Genomic DNA, 15,419 nt, shown 5'->3' on the forward strand with positions numbered 1-15,419 from the left:
GCTTGGCGGCCGGCGCCTCCGCGGGAGCGGCGGGAGCCGGAGCCGCGGGAGCCGGGGCAGCCGGAGCGGGGGCGGCCGGAGCCTGCGCCGCGGGGGCCTCGGCCTCCGGGGCCTGGGGCGCGGCGGCCTTCTTGGCGGGAGCCGGCTTCTCGTCCGAGGACGGGGCCGGCGCGTCGGCGGACTTCATCCGACCGAGCAGCTCGGCACCGTAGGTGTCCTCGAACTTCTTGACGGCAGGCAGCTCGATGCTCGAGGACGCCGTCTTGGCGAACTCCCCGATGGCACCCAGCTTCTCGAGGGCTTCCTTGCTCGGAATTCCGTACTTCTTGGCGAGTTCTGAAACTCGGGTCTTAGCCACGCTTCTCCTTCTGGCCGCAAGACCCGGTTCCAGTTCAGTGCTGGGGGTGTGTTGCGACCGTTAGTGGTTGTGCAAACTCATCGTGAGTTACTCATCGAGTGCTCATGAGCTGCTGCTCCAGTTTCTGTCGGTCGATTCAGGGGTGTGGTGCTGTGCTGTCGATAGCGGCGACGTACTCCCCCACCGGTGCGCTGGAGAGCCCGGTCGTGACCCGGAGGGCCCGGCCGAACGCCTTGCGACGCACCGCGAGTTCGTAGCACTCGGACGTGGGGTGCAGGTGCGCTCCGCGTCCAGGTGCCGTGGCAGCCGGATCGGGTACGACGGCCGGGTGGCCTTGCGCATCCGAGCCGACGGTCACCCGTACCAACTCATCCTTGGCGGCCCGCTTCCGGCACCCGACGCACGTCCGAACCGGGCCGGAGAGGCCGGAGGGTTCGGGGCATGCAGAGGGGATGTGTTCACGCGCCACTGGCGACAACCCTACCGCTACCGCGCCGGGGATTCGAACCGGGACGCCCTCAGCCGAGCGCGAGGACCCGCAGCAGGTGGGGCCAGGCCCGACGGCCGAGCTCGGCGTCGGCCCCGGGCGTGCCGCCGTGGACCAGACGGGGCGGGGGCGGCACCTCCTCGCCGGGAAGGAGCAGGCGGTGTCCGGCCTCGGGGTGGCTCACGATCGTCGTGGGCAGACCGGCGGCATCGCGACGGCGCAGGACGTCCTCGGCAAGGTCGAGGCCCGGCCAGAGCCGGTCGTCGCCGCCGGCGATCAGCAGCACCTCACCGGCGATCCGCTCGACCGGGACACGGGCGGCCGGGACCCGGTCGGCGTACGCCTCCAGGCTCTGCTCGTACATGCCGACCAGCTCCAGCGGGTCGTCGCCGGGCCCCGGCTCCCAGGAGTCGTCGTACGGCACGAACGGCAGCGGCTCGCCGCCACTGGTCCAGGCCGAGCGCTGCGGACGGTCCGAGCTCAGCCCCGCCCAGACGACCCCGCTGCCGGAGACCGAGACGACCGCGTCGATCTCGGGGTGCCGGGCGCCCAGCAGCAGGGCGGCCTCGGCGCCGCGGGAGGTGCCCATGACGACGAGCCGGTCGCAGCGCTCGTGGAGCATCGTCAGCGCGTCGTCGAACGACTCGAGCGGCACGAGGTCGATCTCGTCGTCGAACCAGCGATACGACGCCGCCGTTGCTCCGGCCGCGGCCAGCACCCGGCAGCGATCCTCCTCCACCCGGCCGCTGGAGCCCGAGAGCACCAGCACGCCGGTGGGCCCGTCGCCTGCCAGGAACATCAGTCGGCGTCGACGCCCTGCTCGTCCGACCGAATGTCGATGCGCCAGCCGGTGAGGCGGGCGGCGAGGCGGGCGTTCTGGCCCTCCTTGCCGATCGCCAGCGAGAGCTGGAAGTCGGGCACGACGACGCGCGCGGACTTGGCCGCCGCGTCGACGATCTCGACCGAGGTGACCTGCGCCGGCGACAGCGCGTGGGCGACCATCTCGGCGGGGTCCTCCGACCAGTCGACGATGTCGATCTTCTCGCCGTGCAGCTCCGACATCACGTTGCGGACGCGCTGGCCCATCGGGCCGATGCAGGCGCCCTTGGCGTTGACGCCGGGCACCGTCGAGCGGACCGCGATCTTGGTGCGGTGGCCGGCCTCGCGGGCGATGGCGGTGATCTCGACCGTGCCGTCGGCGATCTCGGGAACCTCGAGCGCGAACAGCTTCTTCACCAGGTTGGGGTGGGAGCGCGACAACGTGATCTGCGGTCCGCGCATGCCCTTGCGGACCGACACCACCAGGCACTTGATGCGGGTGCCGTGGGAGTAGCGCTCGCCCGGCACGCGCTCGCCCACCGGCAGCAACGCCTCGAGCTTGCCGAGGTCGACCATCACGTCGTCGGGGTTGCGACCCTGCTGGATGATGCCCGAGATGATGTCGCCCTCCTTGCCGGAGAACTCACCGAAGCGGACGTCGTCCTCGGCGTCGCGCAGCCGCTGCAGCATGATCTGCTTGGCGGTCGTCGCGGCGATCCGGCCGAAGTCGGCGGGGGTGTCGTCGTACTCCCCCACGGGGTTGCCCTCGTCGTCGAGCTCGGACGCGAGCACCGTGACGTGACCGGACTTGCGGTCCAGCACGACGCGCGCGCGCTCCTGGGCGCCGGGCGACTTGTGGTAGGCCGTGAGCAGCGCCTGCTCGATCGCCTCCACGAGCACGTCGAACGAGATCTCCTTCTCCCGCTCGAGCATGCGCAGGATGCTCATGTCGATGTCCATCAGGCCTCCCCCGCCTCGGTGTGCTGCTCGGTGTCGTGCTCGGTCTCGAGCTCGTCGGTCTCGTCCAGCGCATCGTCGGCGCCCTTGGGCCGGTTGAACTCCACCTGCACCAGGGCCTTCTTCACCTGGTCGTAGGCGACGTCCTGCCGACGCCCGCTCACGTCGAGGACGACCCGCTCGTCGTCGCTCTCGAGCACCCGGCCCGTGGCCGACCGGCCGTCGGCGAAGGTCACCTTCACCAGGCGACCGGCGTTGCGCCGCCAGTGGCGGGGCAGGGTGAGGGGGCGGTCGACGCCCCGTGAGGTGACCTCGAGGGTGTACGGCTGCTCGCCCATCACCTCGGAGCCGTCGAGCACGCGGTTGACCTCGCGGGTCGCCTCGGCGACCTCGTCCAGCGTGACCCCACCGTCCTTGTCGACGGCGACACGCAGGATCCGGCGCTTGCCGGCGGGGGTGATCTCAACGGCCTCGATGTCGAGGCCCAGAGCGCGCAGGGGGTCGTCGAGCTCTGCCTCGATCTGGTCCCGGGTGGCGTCCTGGTTGGCACTGCTCACGAGTGGGCGACCTCCTTGTGCTGTTGTCGAGCGACCACGATAGCGGCTGGCCGGGCTCGGTAGGGTCGTCGCCGTGCCCGCCGGTCCCCGCCTCGCCCGTCGTACGGCGCTGGCGCTCGGCGCCGGCGTGATCGTCCTCACGGGCTGCGACGACGGCGACACCCCGTCCGGGGCCGGCGCTGCGCCCTCCGTGGAGCCCGACCCCGACGTCGCGCTCGTCGGCGCCGTCGTCGAGGAGCTCACCCGGGTCCGGGCGACGGCCTCCTCCGCCGGCGCTGCCGACCTCGTGGCACTGCACGACGCACACCTCGCGGCGCTCGACGGCGCGACCGACCTCTCCTCGGCCTCACCCCCGACGTCACCCTCGACGTCACCCTCGACGTCGCCCGCCACACCGGGCCGCGCCCGGGACCTGTGGCGTCACGAGCGGGCGCTGCAGGCCCGGCTGGTCGAGGCCGCGGTCGAGGCCCGCAGCGGCGCGCTAGCTGCGCTGCTCGCGTCGATGAGCGCCGCCCAGTCCCAGGCCCTCGCCCAGGCGGTGTCGCGATGAGCGAGGTCGAGGCCCTGCAGGACGCGCTGGCAGCCGAGCACGCCGCGGTCTACCTGTACGGCGCGCTGGGCGGGCGGACCTCCCGCTCGGCGACCCCGGCGCTGGCGGCGGCGATCGCGACCGCCTACGAGGCCCACCGGGGCCGGCGGGCCCAGCTCACCACAGCGATCCTCGACCTCGACGCCGAGCCCGTCGCCGCGGAGCCGGCCTACGAGCTGCCCCGGATCGAGACCCCGGACCAGGTGTCGCGCGCGGCCCTGGAGATCGAGCGCGCCTGTGCGCGCACCTCCGTGTACGTGGTGGCGAACACCGTGGCCGACCTGCGACGCAGCGCGATCGGGGCGTTGAACGAAGCAGCGGTCCGCGAACTCGCCTTCCGGGGAACTCCCGAGATGTTCCCCGGAAGAGACGAGTACGCGGACCGCTGAGGCCTGGACATGGCCCGTTGAGCGGCCCCCGCGAGGATGTGGGGGGACTGGCGGGGGAACCGCTCTTGCAAAAGTCTGCAACAGAGTCGCCCGGTGTGCGATGCGATCCGAACCTCACCTTTACGCATTGCACAAACGTGCAGAACCGCAGGTCAGAGCGGCTCTAGAGCCAGGCTGCGACAAGGTCCCCGATCTCGGCCAGGCGGTGCGCCACGGCATCCGGCTCGCCCTCGGTGTGCCCGACCTGCTCGGGCGGGATCGCGCTCAGCGGGATGTGGATCGCGCGCAGGCCGGCGTTGTGGGCACCCCAGACGTCGTCGAAGAGCCGGTCGCCGACGTACACGCAGCGCGCCGGGTCCTCGACGCCGATCGCGTCCATCGCCGCGCGGAACGCGAGCGGCGAGGGCTTGGTCCACGCGATCTCGCTCGTGTAGACCGCACCATCGATGAGGTGGTCGACGCCGTCGCGGCGGAAGAAGCCTTCGTGCCACTCACGCGGCCAGATGGTGTTGGAGAGCACGCCCACCTTCAGGCCGAGGTCGTGCAGCCGCTCGAACAGCGGCCCCGCCTCGGGGTCGGTGAGCGTGTGCGGCTCCCAGAACTCGTAGTACGCCGTGAGCAGCTCGGGTTCGTGGTCGAGACCGGCCTCCGCGAACAGGTCGGCGACGGTCGCGCTCTGCTGGTGGTCGCGCGAGCGGCCCCAGATCACCTGGTTGGCGGCGTGCAGCCGGGCCTGGGAGACCTCCACCTCGTGGTCGACGTCGACCACCGCCTGGGCCAGGGCCAGCGACTCGGCGTGGAAGTCGATGTCGTGCCAGGCGGTGAGGGTGCCGCCCCAGTCGAAGACGACGGCATCGAGCCGGCTCACGCCCGGACGATGCCGATCACGCGGTCGACCAGGTGGTCGGCAGGCACGTCGTGGCGCTCGCCGGTACGCCGGTCCTTCACCTCGATCGTGCCGTCGGCGAGACCCTTGCCGACCACGACGATCGTCGGCACGCCGATCAGCTCGGCGTCCTTGAACTTCACGCCGGGGCTCACCTTGGGTCGGTCGTCGTAGAGCACCTCGATGCCCTGCTTGTCGAGCTCGTGGGCGATCCGCTCGGCGGCGGCAAAGATGTGCTCGTCCTTGCCGGTCGCGACGATGTGGACGTCGGCCGGGGCGACCTCGCGCGGCCAGGCGAGGCCGAGCTCGTCGTGGGTGCCTTCCGCGATCGCCGCCACGGCCCGGCTGGGACCGATGCCGTAGGAGCCCATCGTGACCGTGACGAGCTTGCCGTTCTCGTCGAGCACCTGCAGACCGAGCGCGTCGGCGTACTTGCGGCCGAGCTGGAAGATGTGGCCCATCTCGATGCCGCGCGCGGTCTCCAGCACTCCCCCGTCGCCGCGCGGGCAGGGGTCGCCGTCACGCACCTCGGCGACCTCGATGAGACCGTCGGCCGAGAAGTCGCGGCCGGCCACGAGGTCGATGACGTGGCTGCCCTCGACGTCGGCGCCGGTCACCCAGCGGGTGCCCTCGACGACCCGCGGATCGACCAGGTAGCGCACACCGGCGGGCTTCTTCTCCCCCAGCGCGCCCGGGCCGATGTAGCCCTTGGCCAGCGTGGGCCGGGCCGCGAAGTCCTCCTCGCCGAACGGCGCGAAGTCCACGCCTTCTCCGAGGTGGGCCTCGAGCCGCTTGTCGTCGACCTCGCGATCGCCGGGCAGGCCGACGGCCAGCGCCTCGGTCGTGCCGTCGGGGTGCCGGACGGTGAAGAGCACGTTCTTGAGCGTGTCCGCAGCGGTCCACGGCCGGTCCTCGCGGGGGAACCGCTCGTTGAGGTGGTCCACCAGCGTCTCGATCGTGGGCGTGCCGGGCGTCTGCTCCGCGTGGGCGGCGGGCGCGTCGTCGTACGGCACGGGCGCCATCGGCGGCGCGTGGACGGCCTCGACGTTCGCGGCGTAGTCGCACAGCGTGCAGCGGACGTAGGTGTCCTCACCGACGCTGGCCTTGGCGAGGAACTCCTCGGACTTCGAGCCGCCCATCGCGCCCGACATCGCCTCGACGATGGCGTACTCGAACCCGAGCCGGTCGAAGATCCGGATGTAGGCGTCGCGGTGCTTCTGGTAGCTCACGTCGAGGCCGGCGTCGTCGACGTCGAAGGAGTAGGAGTCCTTCATCACGAACTCGCGCCCGCGCAGCAGGCCGGCGCGGGGCCGCGCCTCGTCGCGGTACTTCGTCTGGATCTGGTAGATCGAGAGCGGCAGGTCCTTGTACGACGAGTACAGGTCCTTCACGACGAGCGTGAACATCTCCTCGTGGGTCGGACCGAGGAGGTAGTCGGCGCCCTTGCGGTCCTTGAGCCGGAAGATGCCGTCGCCGTACTCGGTCCACCGGTTGGTGGCCTCGTAGGGCTCGCGCGGGAGCAGCGCAGGGAACAACATCTCCTGGGCGCCGATCGCGTCCATCTCCTCGCGGATGATGTTCTCGATCTTGCGCAGCACCTTGAGCCCCAGCGGCAGCCAGGTGTACATGCCGGGGGCGGCGCGGCGGATGTATCCGGCCCGGACGAGCAGGCGGTGCGACGGCACCTCGGCGTCCGCCGGGTCCTCCCGCAGGGTCCGCACGAACAGGCTCGACATCCGCATGATCATCGCGGGGCCCCCGCGGAGGCGTGAGCGCAGCGAGCGGCTTCGTGGGGTGCGATCATGCGGAGAAGGCTACTTGCTGCGGACTGCAACCCTCGCCCGGGTTTCCGCGTCTGCTGGATATGAAGTCGTTCCTGCTTGCCGGTGTCGCGCTGCTGCTCGCGGCCGCACCCGCCTCGGCCTCCGTCCCCACCACCGAGATCAACCCCGGAGCGCTGCCGCGCGGCGAGGACGTCGCCCTCCCCCACATGGAGGGACGGGTGATCGTCGACGGGGACACGCGCGTCCGGGTCGACGCGCCGCGGGTCGTCCTGCTCGGCACGTCAGGTGACGGCTACGTCGTGCACACCAGCGGCAAGGACGGCTACTCCCGGGGTCGCGCGTTCCGGGTCGAGCCGGACGGGAGCCTCGAGCTGCTGACGCGGCACACGACCGCGTCCGACCTGCTGCTCACCGACGACGGGGACCACCTGATCCGGGCGCGCACGCTCCCCAAGGAGAAGACAGCGGTGCTCGTCGTCGACGCGCACACCGGCGAGGAGGTCGCCTCGAAGATCTTCAAGCACTGGGTCTTCTCCCTCGACGGCGACGCCGGCCGCGTGGTGCTCTCCAGCTGGACCCCCGTCGCGCGGACCGTGTGGTGGGACTTCGAGTCCGGCACGGTGCGTTCGATCGTGGGTCGGACCGGCGGCGTCGCGGACATCGCGGCCGACCGTCTCGGCAGCTACACCGGCGACCCGTACGCCGGTGGGTGCTACGTGCTGAGCACCCTCAGCGACCCCACGGACGTCCTGTGGCGCACCTGCGGGGAGCGTGCCGTGGAGTTCTCACCCGACGGCCGCAAGGTCGCTCTCGTCGGCATCCTCGACGACGGCCTCGGCCCGACCCAGGTGACGGTCCGCCGGGTCTCCGGCGGCAAGGTCCTCGCGAGGTACTCGACGAGCTGGTTCGGCGAGATCCGGTGGGAGTCGAGCGACGCGCTGCTCCTCGACGCCAACGGCAAGCACAAGTCGGCCACAGTGCGCTGCGTGCTCGCCGAGTGCGAGCGCGCCTCGGACCTCGAGGACGCTCCGCAGTACTAGACAGGTCAGGTCCCGGCAGCCGGCCGGTGCCGCACGCACCTGGCGTATCTGTCGCGAATCGACGGCGTCGACGACAGTTGTGTCAGGTGCGCGCGGAGCCGGCGCCGGATGGTTCAGCTCAGAACATGACGGTGGCGAAGCGGGCGGTCTCGCGGAAGCCGACCCGCTCGTAGACGGCCCGCGCGGCGGTGTTCCAGTCGTTGACGTAGAGCGACACGGTCGGGGCGATCTCGCGGCGGACGATCTCCACGACCGCGGCCATCCCCGCGGTCGCGAACCCCTGGCCGCGTCGGTCGGGCGGGACGAAGACACCCTGGATCTGGGCGGCGTACGGCGTGGCGCAGGCGACCTCGGCCTTGAAGACCAGGCGGCCCTGGTCGAAGCGGGCGAAGGACCAGCCCCGGTTGACCAGCTGGAGCACGCGGGCCCGGTAGAGCTCGGCCCCCCCGCCGTACTCCGGCGAGATGCCGACCTCCTCGGTGTACATCGCCACGCATGCGGGGTAGAGCTCGGCCAGGTCCGCTCGGACCGTGCGCCGGACCTCCGGGTCGGGCGCCACCAGCGGGGCGCCGGCGATCTCGAGGTGGGGCTGCTCCCAGCGGATGTCGCGGGGGCGGCCCCAGCTCGCGGCGACGCCGTTCCAGAACGCGCGTACGGCGTCCTGCGGGCCGACGATCGTCGAGACCGTGCGGCTGCGCGCCAGCGCCCTCTCGGCGAACGCGGCCGCGTCGTCGGCGCTCGCCTCGACCGGGACCAGGTTGGCGCCGACGTGGCAGGCGCTGACGAGCTCGCCGTCCTCGAACCGTCCCCACATCTCGCCGCCTAGCCACCGCGGCTCGAGGTTGGTCGTGGTCGCCCGGTAGTCGACGAACGCGTTCACGACCGGGTGCCGGCGCGCGAGAGCCAGGAAGGCGTCGAGGTCCGCGGCCCCGAGCGGGCGGACGCCGTGGCGGGTCGTGAGCACGGGCGAAGCCTACGTCCTCCCCCGGACCCGCGCGGGCCTCAGCCTGGACCCACCGATTCTCGCCTGCTGCGCGCCACCATCTGGGCGCGCTGGCTGCGTTGCCGACGCTCACCAGACGCCCGGTATGCCTTCGCGCCGGACGCCTTGCCAGCCCACCCATCTGGTGACGCTCGCGACGCCGCGAATCGGTGGATCCAGGCTCAGATCCCGTCGATGATGGCGCGGCGGCGCTCGTCGCGCTCGGTCTGGGTGATCAGGCCTTCCGAGAGCAACCGGTCGAGCTCACGGAGGCGCTCGGCAGCGGACGTCGTCGGTCCCGCAGCGGGGGTCGGGGGCGGCTGGTTCTGGTGCTGGGGCTGCTGCTGGGGCTGGCGGAGGTTGGCGGCGAGGTAGGTCGCCTCGAAGCCGTCGTCGGTGAACATGGTCATCACGGTGGCGTCGTCGGGGTTCATCCCCGAGTCGCGTGCCATGCGACGAGCGGTCGAGACCTTCCAGACGGTGACGGCGAGGCCTGCGACGAGCGCGAGCACGAACAGCGCGACGAACGCTCCCGGCACGCCGTCGCCGGGACCCGAGCCGAACCCCGGCCCCACGCCCGGTCCGCCGTCGAACGAGCGGTGCCACTGGCCGCCGACGAACGAGCACGTCGGCAGCTCTCCGTCCTGGTTGGGCTGGAAGCACCAGCTCGGCGGGTCGTCGGGGCCGGGCGCCACGAGCAGGAGGGTCCGAGACATGGCCAAACACTAGGCCGCGAACGCGGTCGGCGCGCCTATCGTGGACAGATGCGCCGATCGTTCACCGCCCTCGCGCTCCTGCCCGTCCTCGCCATGGGTCCGGCGTACGCCGGCGAGGCCGGCGATCCCGACGCCGCCTGCCGCCAGGAGTGGGGCGACCTGGTGCAGCTGCACAGCGAGAATGGCAACCCCGGTGGGCCGGTGCGGGCGCTCAACGGCCGGTGGGCGGCGACGTACCACCGCGCCCACGACCGCATCGCCACCGCCACCGCCGACGACTGCGGGCCCGTGATCGACGACTACCGGGTGGGCTGGGGCGCGCTCGAGCACTTCCAGTACGCGCTGTACGCGTTCGACCCCCGGTCGGACCGGCGGCGCGCCGTGCAGGACCGGCGCCACTACGAGGAGCTGAACGGCGAGCTGTCCCCCGCACTGAAGCGGGCCTTCCGGGTGATCCGTCGGGAGACGCCCGGCGCCGTCGAGGACCTCGACCCGGCGCTCGCGGGCGCGACCGACGTCGACGTCCGGGATCGCTCGCAGGTGCGCGCGTTCGTGCGCCGGGCGCGCGAGGTCAAGGAGGGCAGCGTGCACATCCAGCGGATGCGTCAGCCCTACCGGCTGATCGGCAACGCCGAGCTCGACGAGGAGTGAGGGTGCAGGTCAGCTGACGGTGACCTGGGCGGCGGCACCGTCGACGGACTCCATGCCCTCGGCGATCCGCATGGCCTCCTCGATCAACGTCTCGACGATCTGCGACTCGGGGACGGTCTTGATGACCTCGCCCTTGACGAAGATCTGGCCCTTGCCGTTGCCGGAGGCGACGCCGAGGTCGGCCTCGCGGGCCTCACCGGGACCGTTGACGACGCAGCCCATGACCGCGACGCGCAGCGGGACCTCCATGCCCTCGAGGCCGGCGGTCACCTGCTCGGCGAGCGTGTAGACGTCGACCTGGGCGCGGCCGCACGAGGGGCAGGACACGATCTCGAGCTTGCGCGGACGCAGGTTGAGCGACTGCAGGATCTGGATCCCGACCTTGACCTCCTCGACCGGAGGCGCGGACAGCGAGACGCGGATGGTGTCGCCGATGCCCTGCGAGAGCAGCGCGCCGAACGCCGTGGCCGACTTGATCGTGCCCTGGAAGGCCGGGCCGGCCTCGGTGACGCCGAGGTGGAGCGGCCAGTCGCCGCGCTCGGCGAGCAGCTCGTAGGCGCGCACCATCACCACGGGGTCGTTGTGCTTGACCGAGATCTTGAAGTCGTGGAAGTCGTGCTCCTCGAAGAGGCTGGCCTCCCACACCGCGGACTCGACGAGCGCCTCGGGCGTGGCCTTGCCGTACTTCTCCAGCAGCCGCTTGTCGAGCGAGCCCGCGTTGACGCCGATGCGGATCGAGGTGCCGCGGTCCTTGGCAGCCTTGGCGATCTCCTTGACCTGGTCGTCGAACTTGCGGATGTTGCCGGGGTTGACGCGGACCGCGGCGCAGCCGGCGTCGATGGCCGCGAAGACGTACTTGGGCTGGAAGTGGATGTCGGCGATCACCGGGATCTGCGACTTGGCCGCGATCGCCGGGAGCGCGTCGGCGTCGTCCTGGCTGGGGCACGCGACGCGGACGATGTCGCAGCCGGTCGCGGTCAGCTCGGCGATCTGCTGGAGCGTCGCGTTGACGTCGGAGGTGAGCGTCGTGGTCATCGACTGCACCGACACCGGGTGGTCGCTGCCGACGCCGACCTTGCCGACCTGGATCTGGCGGGTCTTGCGGCGCGGCGCGAGCACCGGCGGGGGCGCTTCGGGCATGCCGAGGCTGATCGCAGTCATGGTGTCGATGGTATGGCGGGCAGCCTAGGACTCCAGGTGGAGGGGTACGACGAGGTCGCCCACGATCAGCACGACGCCCATGACCAGCAGCACGCTGGCGACGCCGTACGCGATCGGCAGCAGCTTGGCGACATCGACGTAGCCGGGGTCGGGCCGACCGCGCAGCCGGGCGAAGCCGCGGCGGACCGCCTCCCACAGCGCGCCGGCGATGTGGCCGCCGTCCAGCGGGAGCAGCGGGATGAAGTTGAACATCCCGATGAAGAAGTTGAAGCCCGCGATCAGGCCGAGCAGGTAGACGGTCTTCTCGACGACCGGGAAGTCCTGGTGGGAGACCGTCTCGCCGGCGATCCGGCCGCCGCCGACGATCGACACGGGGCTGTCGATCGAGCGCTCCTGGACGCCGACGATGGCCTTGGCGACGCCCCAGACCTTGACCGGCAGCGTGCCGAGGGCCTTGACCGTCGTGACGGTCATGTCCCCCATCTGGTCGAGCGTGTAGATCGGCCCGCCGGTGGTGATCACCTCGTGGGTGGTCGGCGTGACGCCGAGGAAGCCCACCTGGCGCAGGGTCTGGTCGGTCTCGGAGGTCGGTCGCGCCTCGACGGTCGTGCTGGTGGTGCCCGTCAGCTGCTTGCCGTCGCGCTCGTAGCCGATGACGGCCTCGCCGTCGTCGTTGCCGCGGATCAGCGTGCGCAGCTGGTCCCACCCGGTGATCGGGGTTCCGTTGAAGGAGGTGACCACGTCGCCGGGCCGCAGGCCCGCCTCGGCAGCCGGGCTGAGCGGGTCGGAGGCGGCGCAGTCGCGCCCCTCCTCCGAGTAGGGCAGCACACACTGGGACACCGCGTCGATCACCGGCGCACCCGCGTCGGGCTCGGCGGTGCGGACGCCGTACAGGCCGAAGATGCCCCAGAAGATGAAGAAGGCGATGAGGAGGTTCACCGTCGGCCCGCCGGCCATCACGACGACCTTCTTCCACCACGTCATCTTGTAGAAGAGCCGGTCGCCGTCCTCGGGCCTGATCGTCTCCCACTCCGCCGCCCGGGCGTCGGAGATCAGCTGGGTGAACATGCCGGTGTTGGACTTGCGGACGCGGACGACCTGGTTGCCCTCAGCGTCCTCGGTCACCTCGTCGGCCAGCTGGGCAGCGCCCGGCGGCAGCATGCCGACGATCTTCACGTAGCCGCCGAGCGGGATCGCCTTGACGCCGTACTCGGTCTCGCCGACGCGCTTGCTCCACACGGTCGGGCCGAAGCCGATGAAGTACTGGGTGACCTTCCCGCCGAACTTCTTGGCGGGGATCATGTGGCCGAGCTCGTGCAGGCCGATCGAGGCCAGGATGGCGACCACGAAGATCACCACGCCCAACAGGTAGAACAGGGCGGTCATCGGGTCCCTTCGATCAGCTCACGGGCACAGGAACGTGCCCAGTCGTCGGCGGCGAGGATGTCCTCGATCGTCACCTCCGAGGGTACGTCGTGGCGACTGAGAACGGCCTGAACCGTCGGCACGATCTCGATGAACGGCAGCGCCCCGCGCCTGAACGCGTCGACGCACTCCTCGTTGGCGGCGTTGTAGACGGCCGGCGCGGTGCCACCACGCTCGCCCGCCGCCCGGGCGAGCGACACGGCGGGGAACGCCTCGTCGTCGAGGGGGAAGAACTGCCAGGTCTCCGGCCGGGTCCAGTCGACCGGCGGCGCGGCGTCGGGCACCCGGTCGGGCCAGGACATCCCGAGCGCGATCGGGATCAGCATGGTCGGCGGGCTCGCCTGGACCAGCGTCGAGCCGTCGACGAACTCCACCATCGAGTGCACGACGCTCGTGGGGTGCACGACGACCTCGATGCGGTCGAAGGGGATGCCGAAGAGCAGGTGCGCCTCGATCACCTCGAGGCCCTTGTTGACCAGCGTCGCGGAGTTGATCGTCACCACGGGACCCATGTCCCAGGTGGGGTGGGCGAGCGCCTGCTCGACCGTCACCTCGGCGAGCTCGTCGCGGCTGCGCCCGCGGAACGGGCCGCCGCTCGCGGTGAGCACGAGCCGGCGTACCTCCGCAGGGCCTCCGCCCCGCAGGCACTGCGCGATCGCGCTGTGCTCGGAGTCGACCGGCACGATCTGGCCGGGCTTCGCACGCTCGAGCACGAGCGGGCCGCCCATGATCAGCGACTCCTTGTTGGCCAGCGCCAGCGTGTTGCCCGCGTCGAGGGCGGCCAGGGTGGGGCGCAGGCCGACGGCGCCGGTGATGCCGTTCAGGACGACGTCGCAGGGTCGCGTGGCGGCCTCGACACTCGCCCCCTCCCCCAGTCCGGAGTACGCCGGAGCGAACTCCTCGACCTGGGCCGCGAACATGTCCGGGTTCGACCCGCCGGCGGTCAGCCCGACCACCCGGAACCGGTCGGGGTTGGCGCGCACGATCTCCAGCGCCTGGGTGCCGATGGAGCCGGTGCTGCCGAGGATGACGACGTCTCTCACCCGTCCAGTCTCCCGCACCGAGGGGCCCGCGTTGAATCGACAGCCTCGCTGCGGAAATCGGCAGCCGTACCCCCTCGCGGGAACGGAACCCGTCGGACTAGCCTCCTCACCATGACCGAATCTGCTGTCGCCGCCGTCGGTGGACCCACGCTCCCCCAGGAGCGCCGCCTCGTCACGGAGATCCCCGGCCCGCGCTCGTTGGAGCGCCTGGAGCGCAAGCGCGCCCACGTCGCCGACGGGGTCGGTACGACGCTCCCCGTGTTCATCGAGGCGGCGGGCGGCGGCGTGCTCGTCGACGTCGACGGCAACTCGCTGATCGACCTCGGCTCGGGGATCGCGGTGACGACGGTCGGCAACGCCGCGCCGGCGGTCGCGCGCAACGTGCACGCGCAGGTCGACGCGTTCACGCACACCTGCTTCATGATCACGCCGTACGACGGCTACGTGGACGTGTGCGCCGAGCTCGCCTCACTCACCCCCGGGGACCACGCGAAGAAGAGCGCGCTGTTCAACTCCGGCGCCGAGGCGGTCGAGAACGCCGTCAAGATCGCCCGCGCCGCGACCGGCAAGGACGCGGTCGTCGTGTTCGACCACGCCTACCACGGCCGCACGAACCTCACGATGGCCATGACGGCCAAGAACATGCCCTACAAGCACGGCTTCGGCCCGTTCGCGGGCGAGGTCTACCGCGCGCCGATGTCCTACCCGCTGCGCGACGGGCTGAGCGGCGCCGAGGCGGCCGCCCGGGCGATCGACGTCATCGACAAGCAGGTCGGCGCCACCAACCTGGCCTGCATCGTGATCGAGCCGATCCAGGGCGAGGGCGGCTTCGTCGTCCCGGCACCCGGCTTCCTCCCGGCGCTCGCGGCCTGGGCGGCGGCGAACGACGTCGTGCTCGTCGCCGACGAGATCCAGTCCGGCTTCTGCCGCACCGGCGACTGGTTCGCCTGCGACGACGAGGGCGTCGTGCCCGACCTGGTGACGACCGCCAAGGGCATCGCCGGCGGCCTCCCGCTCGCGGCTGTCACCGGTCGCGCGGAGCTGATGGACGCCGTGCACGTCGGCGGCCTGGGCGGGACGTACGGCGGCAACCCGATCGCCTGTGCCGCCGCGCTCGGGGCGATCGAGGAGATGCGTGAGGGCGGGCTCGACGCCCGCGCCCGCGAGCTCGGGTCCCGGATGCGCGCCCGGCTCGACGCGCTGGCCGCCGAGCACGACGTGATCGCCGAGGTGCGCGGCCGCGGCGCGATGATGGCGATCGAGCTGTGCACGCCCGGCACCACCGACCCCGACCCGGTGCGCACGGCCGCGGTGTCGGCGTACTGCCACCAGCACGGCGTCGTCACGCTCACCTGCGGCACCTGGGGCAACGTGTTCCGGTTCCTGCCGCCGCTCTCGATCGGCGACGACCTGCTCGAGGAGGGCTTCGACGTGGTCGCGGAGGCGTTCGCGGCGACGGCTTGAGGAGTCTCAGCGCCGCGGCGGGGACGGACGGATGAGCCGGGCGTAGACGACGGTCCCCAGGATCACCACGCCCAGGAAGGCACCCAGCCAGTTCCCCGCCATGGCTTGGGC

17 protein-coding genes are annotated in these 15,419 nt (G+C 71.6%); 5 read left to right on the forward strand and 12 right to left on the reverse strand.

Annotation, left to right across the window (positions count from 1 at the left end; genetic code table 11):
• The 5 genes from Q0L15_RS10260 to rimP form a co-directional block, all read right to left on the reverse strand.
• Positions 1 to 358, reverse strand: a 358-nt coding sequence (locus Q0L15_RS10260; RefSeq protein WP_296604121.1) for a translation initiation factor IF-2 N-terminal domain-containing protein, incomplete at its 3' end; no start/stop codon positions are given.
• Between the two features lie 136 nt (positions 359 to 494).
• Positions 495 to 827: a YlxR family protein gene (locus Q0L15_RS10265; protein ID WP_296604122.1), complete on the reverse strand. Its 333-nt coding sequence runs from the start codon at positions 825 to 827 to the stop codon at positions 495 to 497.
• Positions 828 to 876: 49 nt separating this feature from the next.
• Positions 877 to 1,644, reverse strand: coding sequence for an acyl-CoA thioester hydrolase/BAAT C-terminal domain-containing protein (locus Q0L15_RS10270; RefSeq protein WP_296604123.1), 768 nt, complete (start codon positions 1,642 to 1,644; stop codon positions 877 to 879).
• The gene (gene nusA, locus Q0L15_RS10275) at positions 1,644 to 2,624 is read right to left on the reverse strand and encodes a transcription termination factor NusA (RefSeq protein WP_296604124.1); all 981 of its coding nucleotides are present in this window, start codon (positions 2,622 to 2,624) and stop codon (positions 1,644 to 1,646) included. The genes Q0L15_RS10270 and nusA overlap by 1 nt, the downstream gene beginning before the upstream one ends.
• Positions 2,624 to 3,178 (reverse strand): ribosome maturation factor RimP, encoded by a 555-nt coding sequence (gene rimP, locus Q0L15_RS10280; protein ID WP_296604126.1) that lies wholly within the window; start codon positions 3,176 to 3,178, stop codon positions 2,624 to 2,626. Before rimP ends, nusA begins: the two co-directional genes overlap by 1 nt.
• A 73-nt stretch (positions 3,179 to 3,251) precedes the next feature.
• Between rimP and Q0L15_RS10285 the strand changes: the two genes are divergently transcribed.
• Together Q0L15_RS10285 and Q0L15_RS10290 are read left to right on the forward strand one after the other, a co-directional pair.
• Complete coding sequence (locus tag Q0L15_RS10285; RefSeq protein ID WP_296604127.1) at positions 3,252 to 3,728, forward strand: hypothetical protein; 477 nt, start codon at positions 3,252 to 3,254, stop codon at positions 3,726 to 3,728.
• Positions 3,725 to 4,156: a DUF4439 domain-containing protein gene (locus Q0L15_RS10290; RefSeq protein ID WP_296604129.1), complete on the forward strand. Its 432-nt coding sequence runs from the start codon at positions 3,725 to 3,727 to the stop codon at positions 4,154 to 4,156. The genes Q0L15_RS10285 and Q0L15_RS10290 overlap by 4 nt, the downstream gene beginning before the upstream one ends.
• A gap of 163 nt (positions 4,157 to 4,319) precedes the next feature.
• On the opposite strand, the gene Q0L15_RS10295 is transcribed toward Q0L15_RS10290, so the two are convergent.
• Positions 4,320 to 5,024 carry an HAD family hydrolase gene (locus Q0L15_RS10295; RefSeq protein ID WP_296604130.1) on the reverse strand — a complete coding sequence of 235 codons (705 nt, stop codon included), beginning with the start codon at positions 5,022 to 5,024 and terminating at the stop codon, positions 4,320 to 4,322.
• Positions 5,021 to 6,790 (reverse strand): proline--tRNA ligase, encoded by a 1,770-nt coding sequence (locus Q0L15_RS10300; protein WP_296604132.1) that lies wholly within the window; start codon positions 6,788 to 6,790, stop codon positions 5,021 to 5,023. Before Q0L15_RS10300 ends, Q0L15_RS10295 begins: the two co-directional genes overlap by 4 nt.
• A 116-nt stretch (positions 6,791 to 6,906) precedes the next feature.
• Here Q0L15_RS10300 and Q0L15_RS10305 point away from each other — a divergent pair, with 116 nt between their 5' ends.
• A complete protein-coding gene (locus Q0L15_RS10305) occupies positions 6,907 to 7,866 on the forward strand; it encodes a hypothetical protein (RefSeq protein ID WP_296604133.1) in 960 nt (319 codons plus the stop codon).
• 118 nt (positions 7,867 to 7,984) lie between these two features.
• Here Q0L15_RS10305 and Q0L15_RS10310 read toward each other — a convergent pair whose 3' ends face one another.
• Both Q0L15_RS10310 and Q0L15_RS10315 read right to left on the reverse strand, forming a co-directional pair.
• Complete coding sequence (locus tag Q0L15_RS10310) at positions 7,985 to 8,830, reverse strand: GNAT family N-acetyltransferase (RefSeq protein WP_296604134.1); 846 nt, start codon at positions 8,828 to 8,830, stop codon at positions 7,985 to 7,987.
• Between the two features lie 200 nt (positions 8,831 to 9,030).
• The gene (locus Q0L15_RS10315; RefSeq protein ID WP_296604136.1) at positions 9,031 to 9,564 is read right to left on the reverse strand and encodes a hypothetical protein; all 534 of its coding nucleotides are present in this window, start codon (positions 9,562 to 9,564) and stop codon (positions 9,031 to 9,033) included.
• 48 nt (positions 9,565 to 9,612) lie between these two features.
• Between Q0L15_RS10315 and Q0L15_RS10320 the strand changes: the two genes are divergently transcribed.
• Positions 9,613 to 10,215, forward strand: a complete 603-nt coding sequence (locus tag Q0L15_RS10320) for a hypothetical protein (RefSeq protein WP_296604137.1) — start codon at positions 9,613 to 9,615, stop codon at positions 10,213 to 10,215.
• Positions 10,216 to 10,224: 9 nt separating this feature from the next.
• Here Q0L15_RS10320 and ispG read toward each other — a convergent pair whose 3' ends face one another.
• From ispG to Q0L15_RS10335, 3 genes are read right to left on the reverse strand one after another with little or no spacing between them, the layout of a single operon-like run.
• Positions 10,225 to 11,376, reverse strand: a complete 1,152-nt coding sequence (gene ispG / locus Q0L15_RS10325) for a flavodoxin-dependent (E)-4-hydroxy-3-methylbut-2-enyl-diphosphate synthase (protein ID WP_296604139.1) — start codon at positions 11,374 to 11,376, stop codon at positions 10,225 to 10,227.
• Positions 11,377 to 11,400: 24 nt separating this feature from the next.
• Positions 11,401 to 12,762, reverse strand: coding sequence for an RIP metalloprotease (locus Q0L15_RS10330; RefSeq protein WP_296604141.1), 1,362 nt, complete (start codon positions 12,760 to 12,762; stop codon positions 11,401 to 11,403).
• Positions 12,759 to 13,844: a 1-deoxy-D-xylulose-5-phosphate reductoisomerase gene (locus Q0L15_RS10335; protein WP_296604142.1), complete on the reverse strand. Its 1,086-nt coding sequence runs from the start codon at positions 13,842 to 13,844 to the stop codon at positions 12,759 to 12,761. The genes Q0L15_RS10330 and Q0L15_RS10335 overlap by 4 nt, the downstream gene beginning before the upstream one ends.
• 111 nt (positions 13,845 to 13,955) lie before the next feature.
• Here Q0L15_RS10335 and gabT point away from each other — a divergent pair, with 111 nt between their 5' ends.
• Positions 13,956 to 15,308, forward strand: coding sequence for a 4-aminobutyrate--2-oxoglutarate transaminase (gabT, locus tag Q0L15_RS10340; RefSeq protein ID WP_296604144.1), 1,353 nt, complete (start codon positions 13,956 to 13,958; stop codon positions 15,306 to 15,308).
• Positions 15,309 to 15,419: the final 111 nt, after the last annotated feature.

The sequence above is a fragment of the Nocardioides sp. genome, from assembly GCF_024509035.1.
Classification (GTDB): domain Bacteria; phylum Actinomycetota; class Actinomycetes; order Propionibacteriales; family Nocardioidaceae; genus Nocardioides.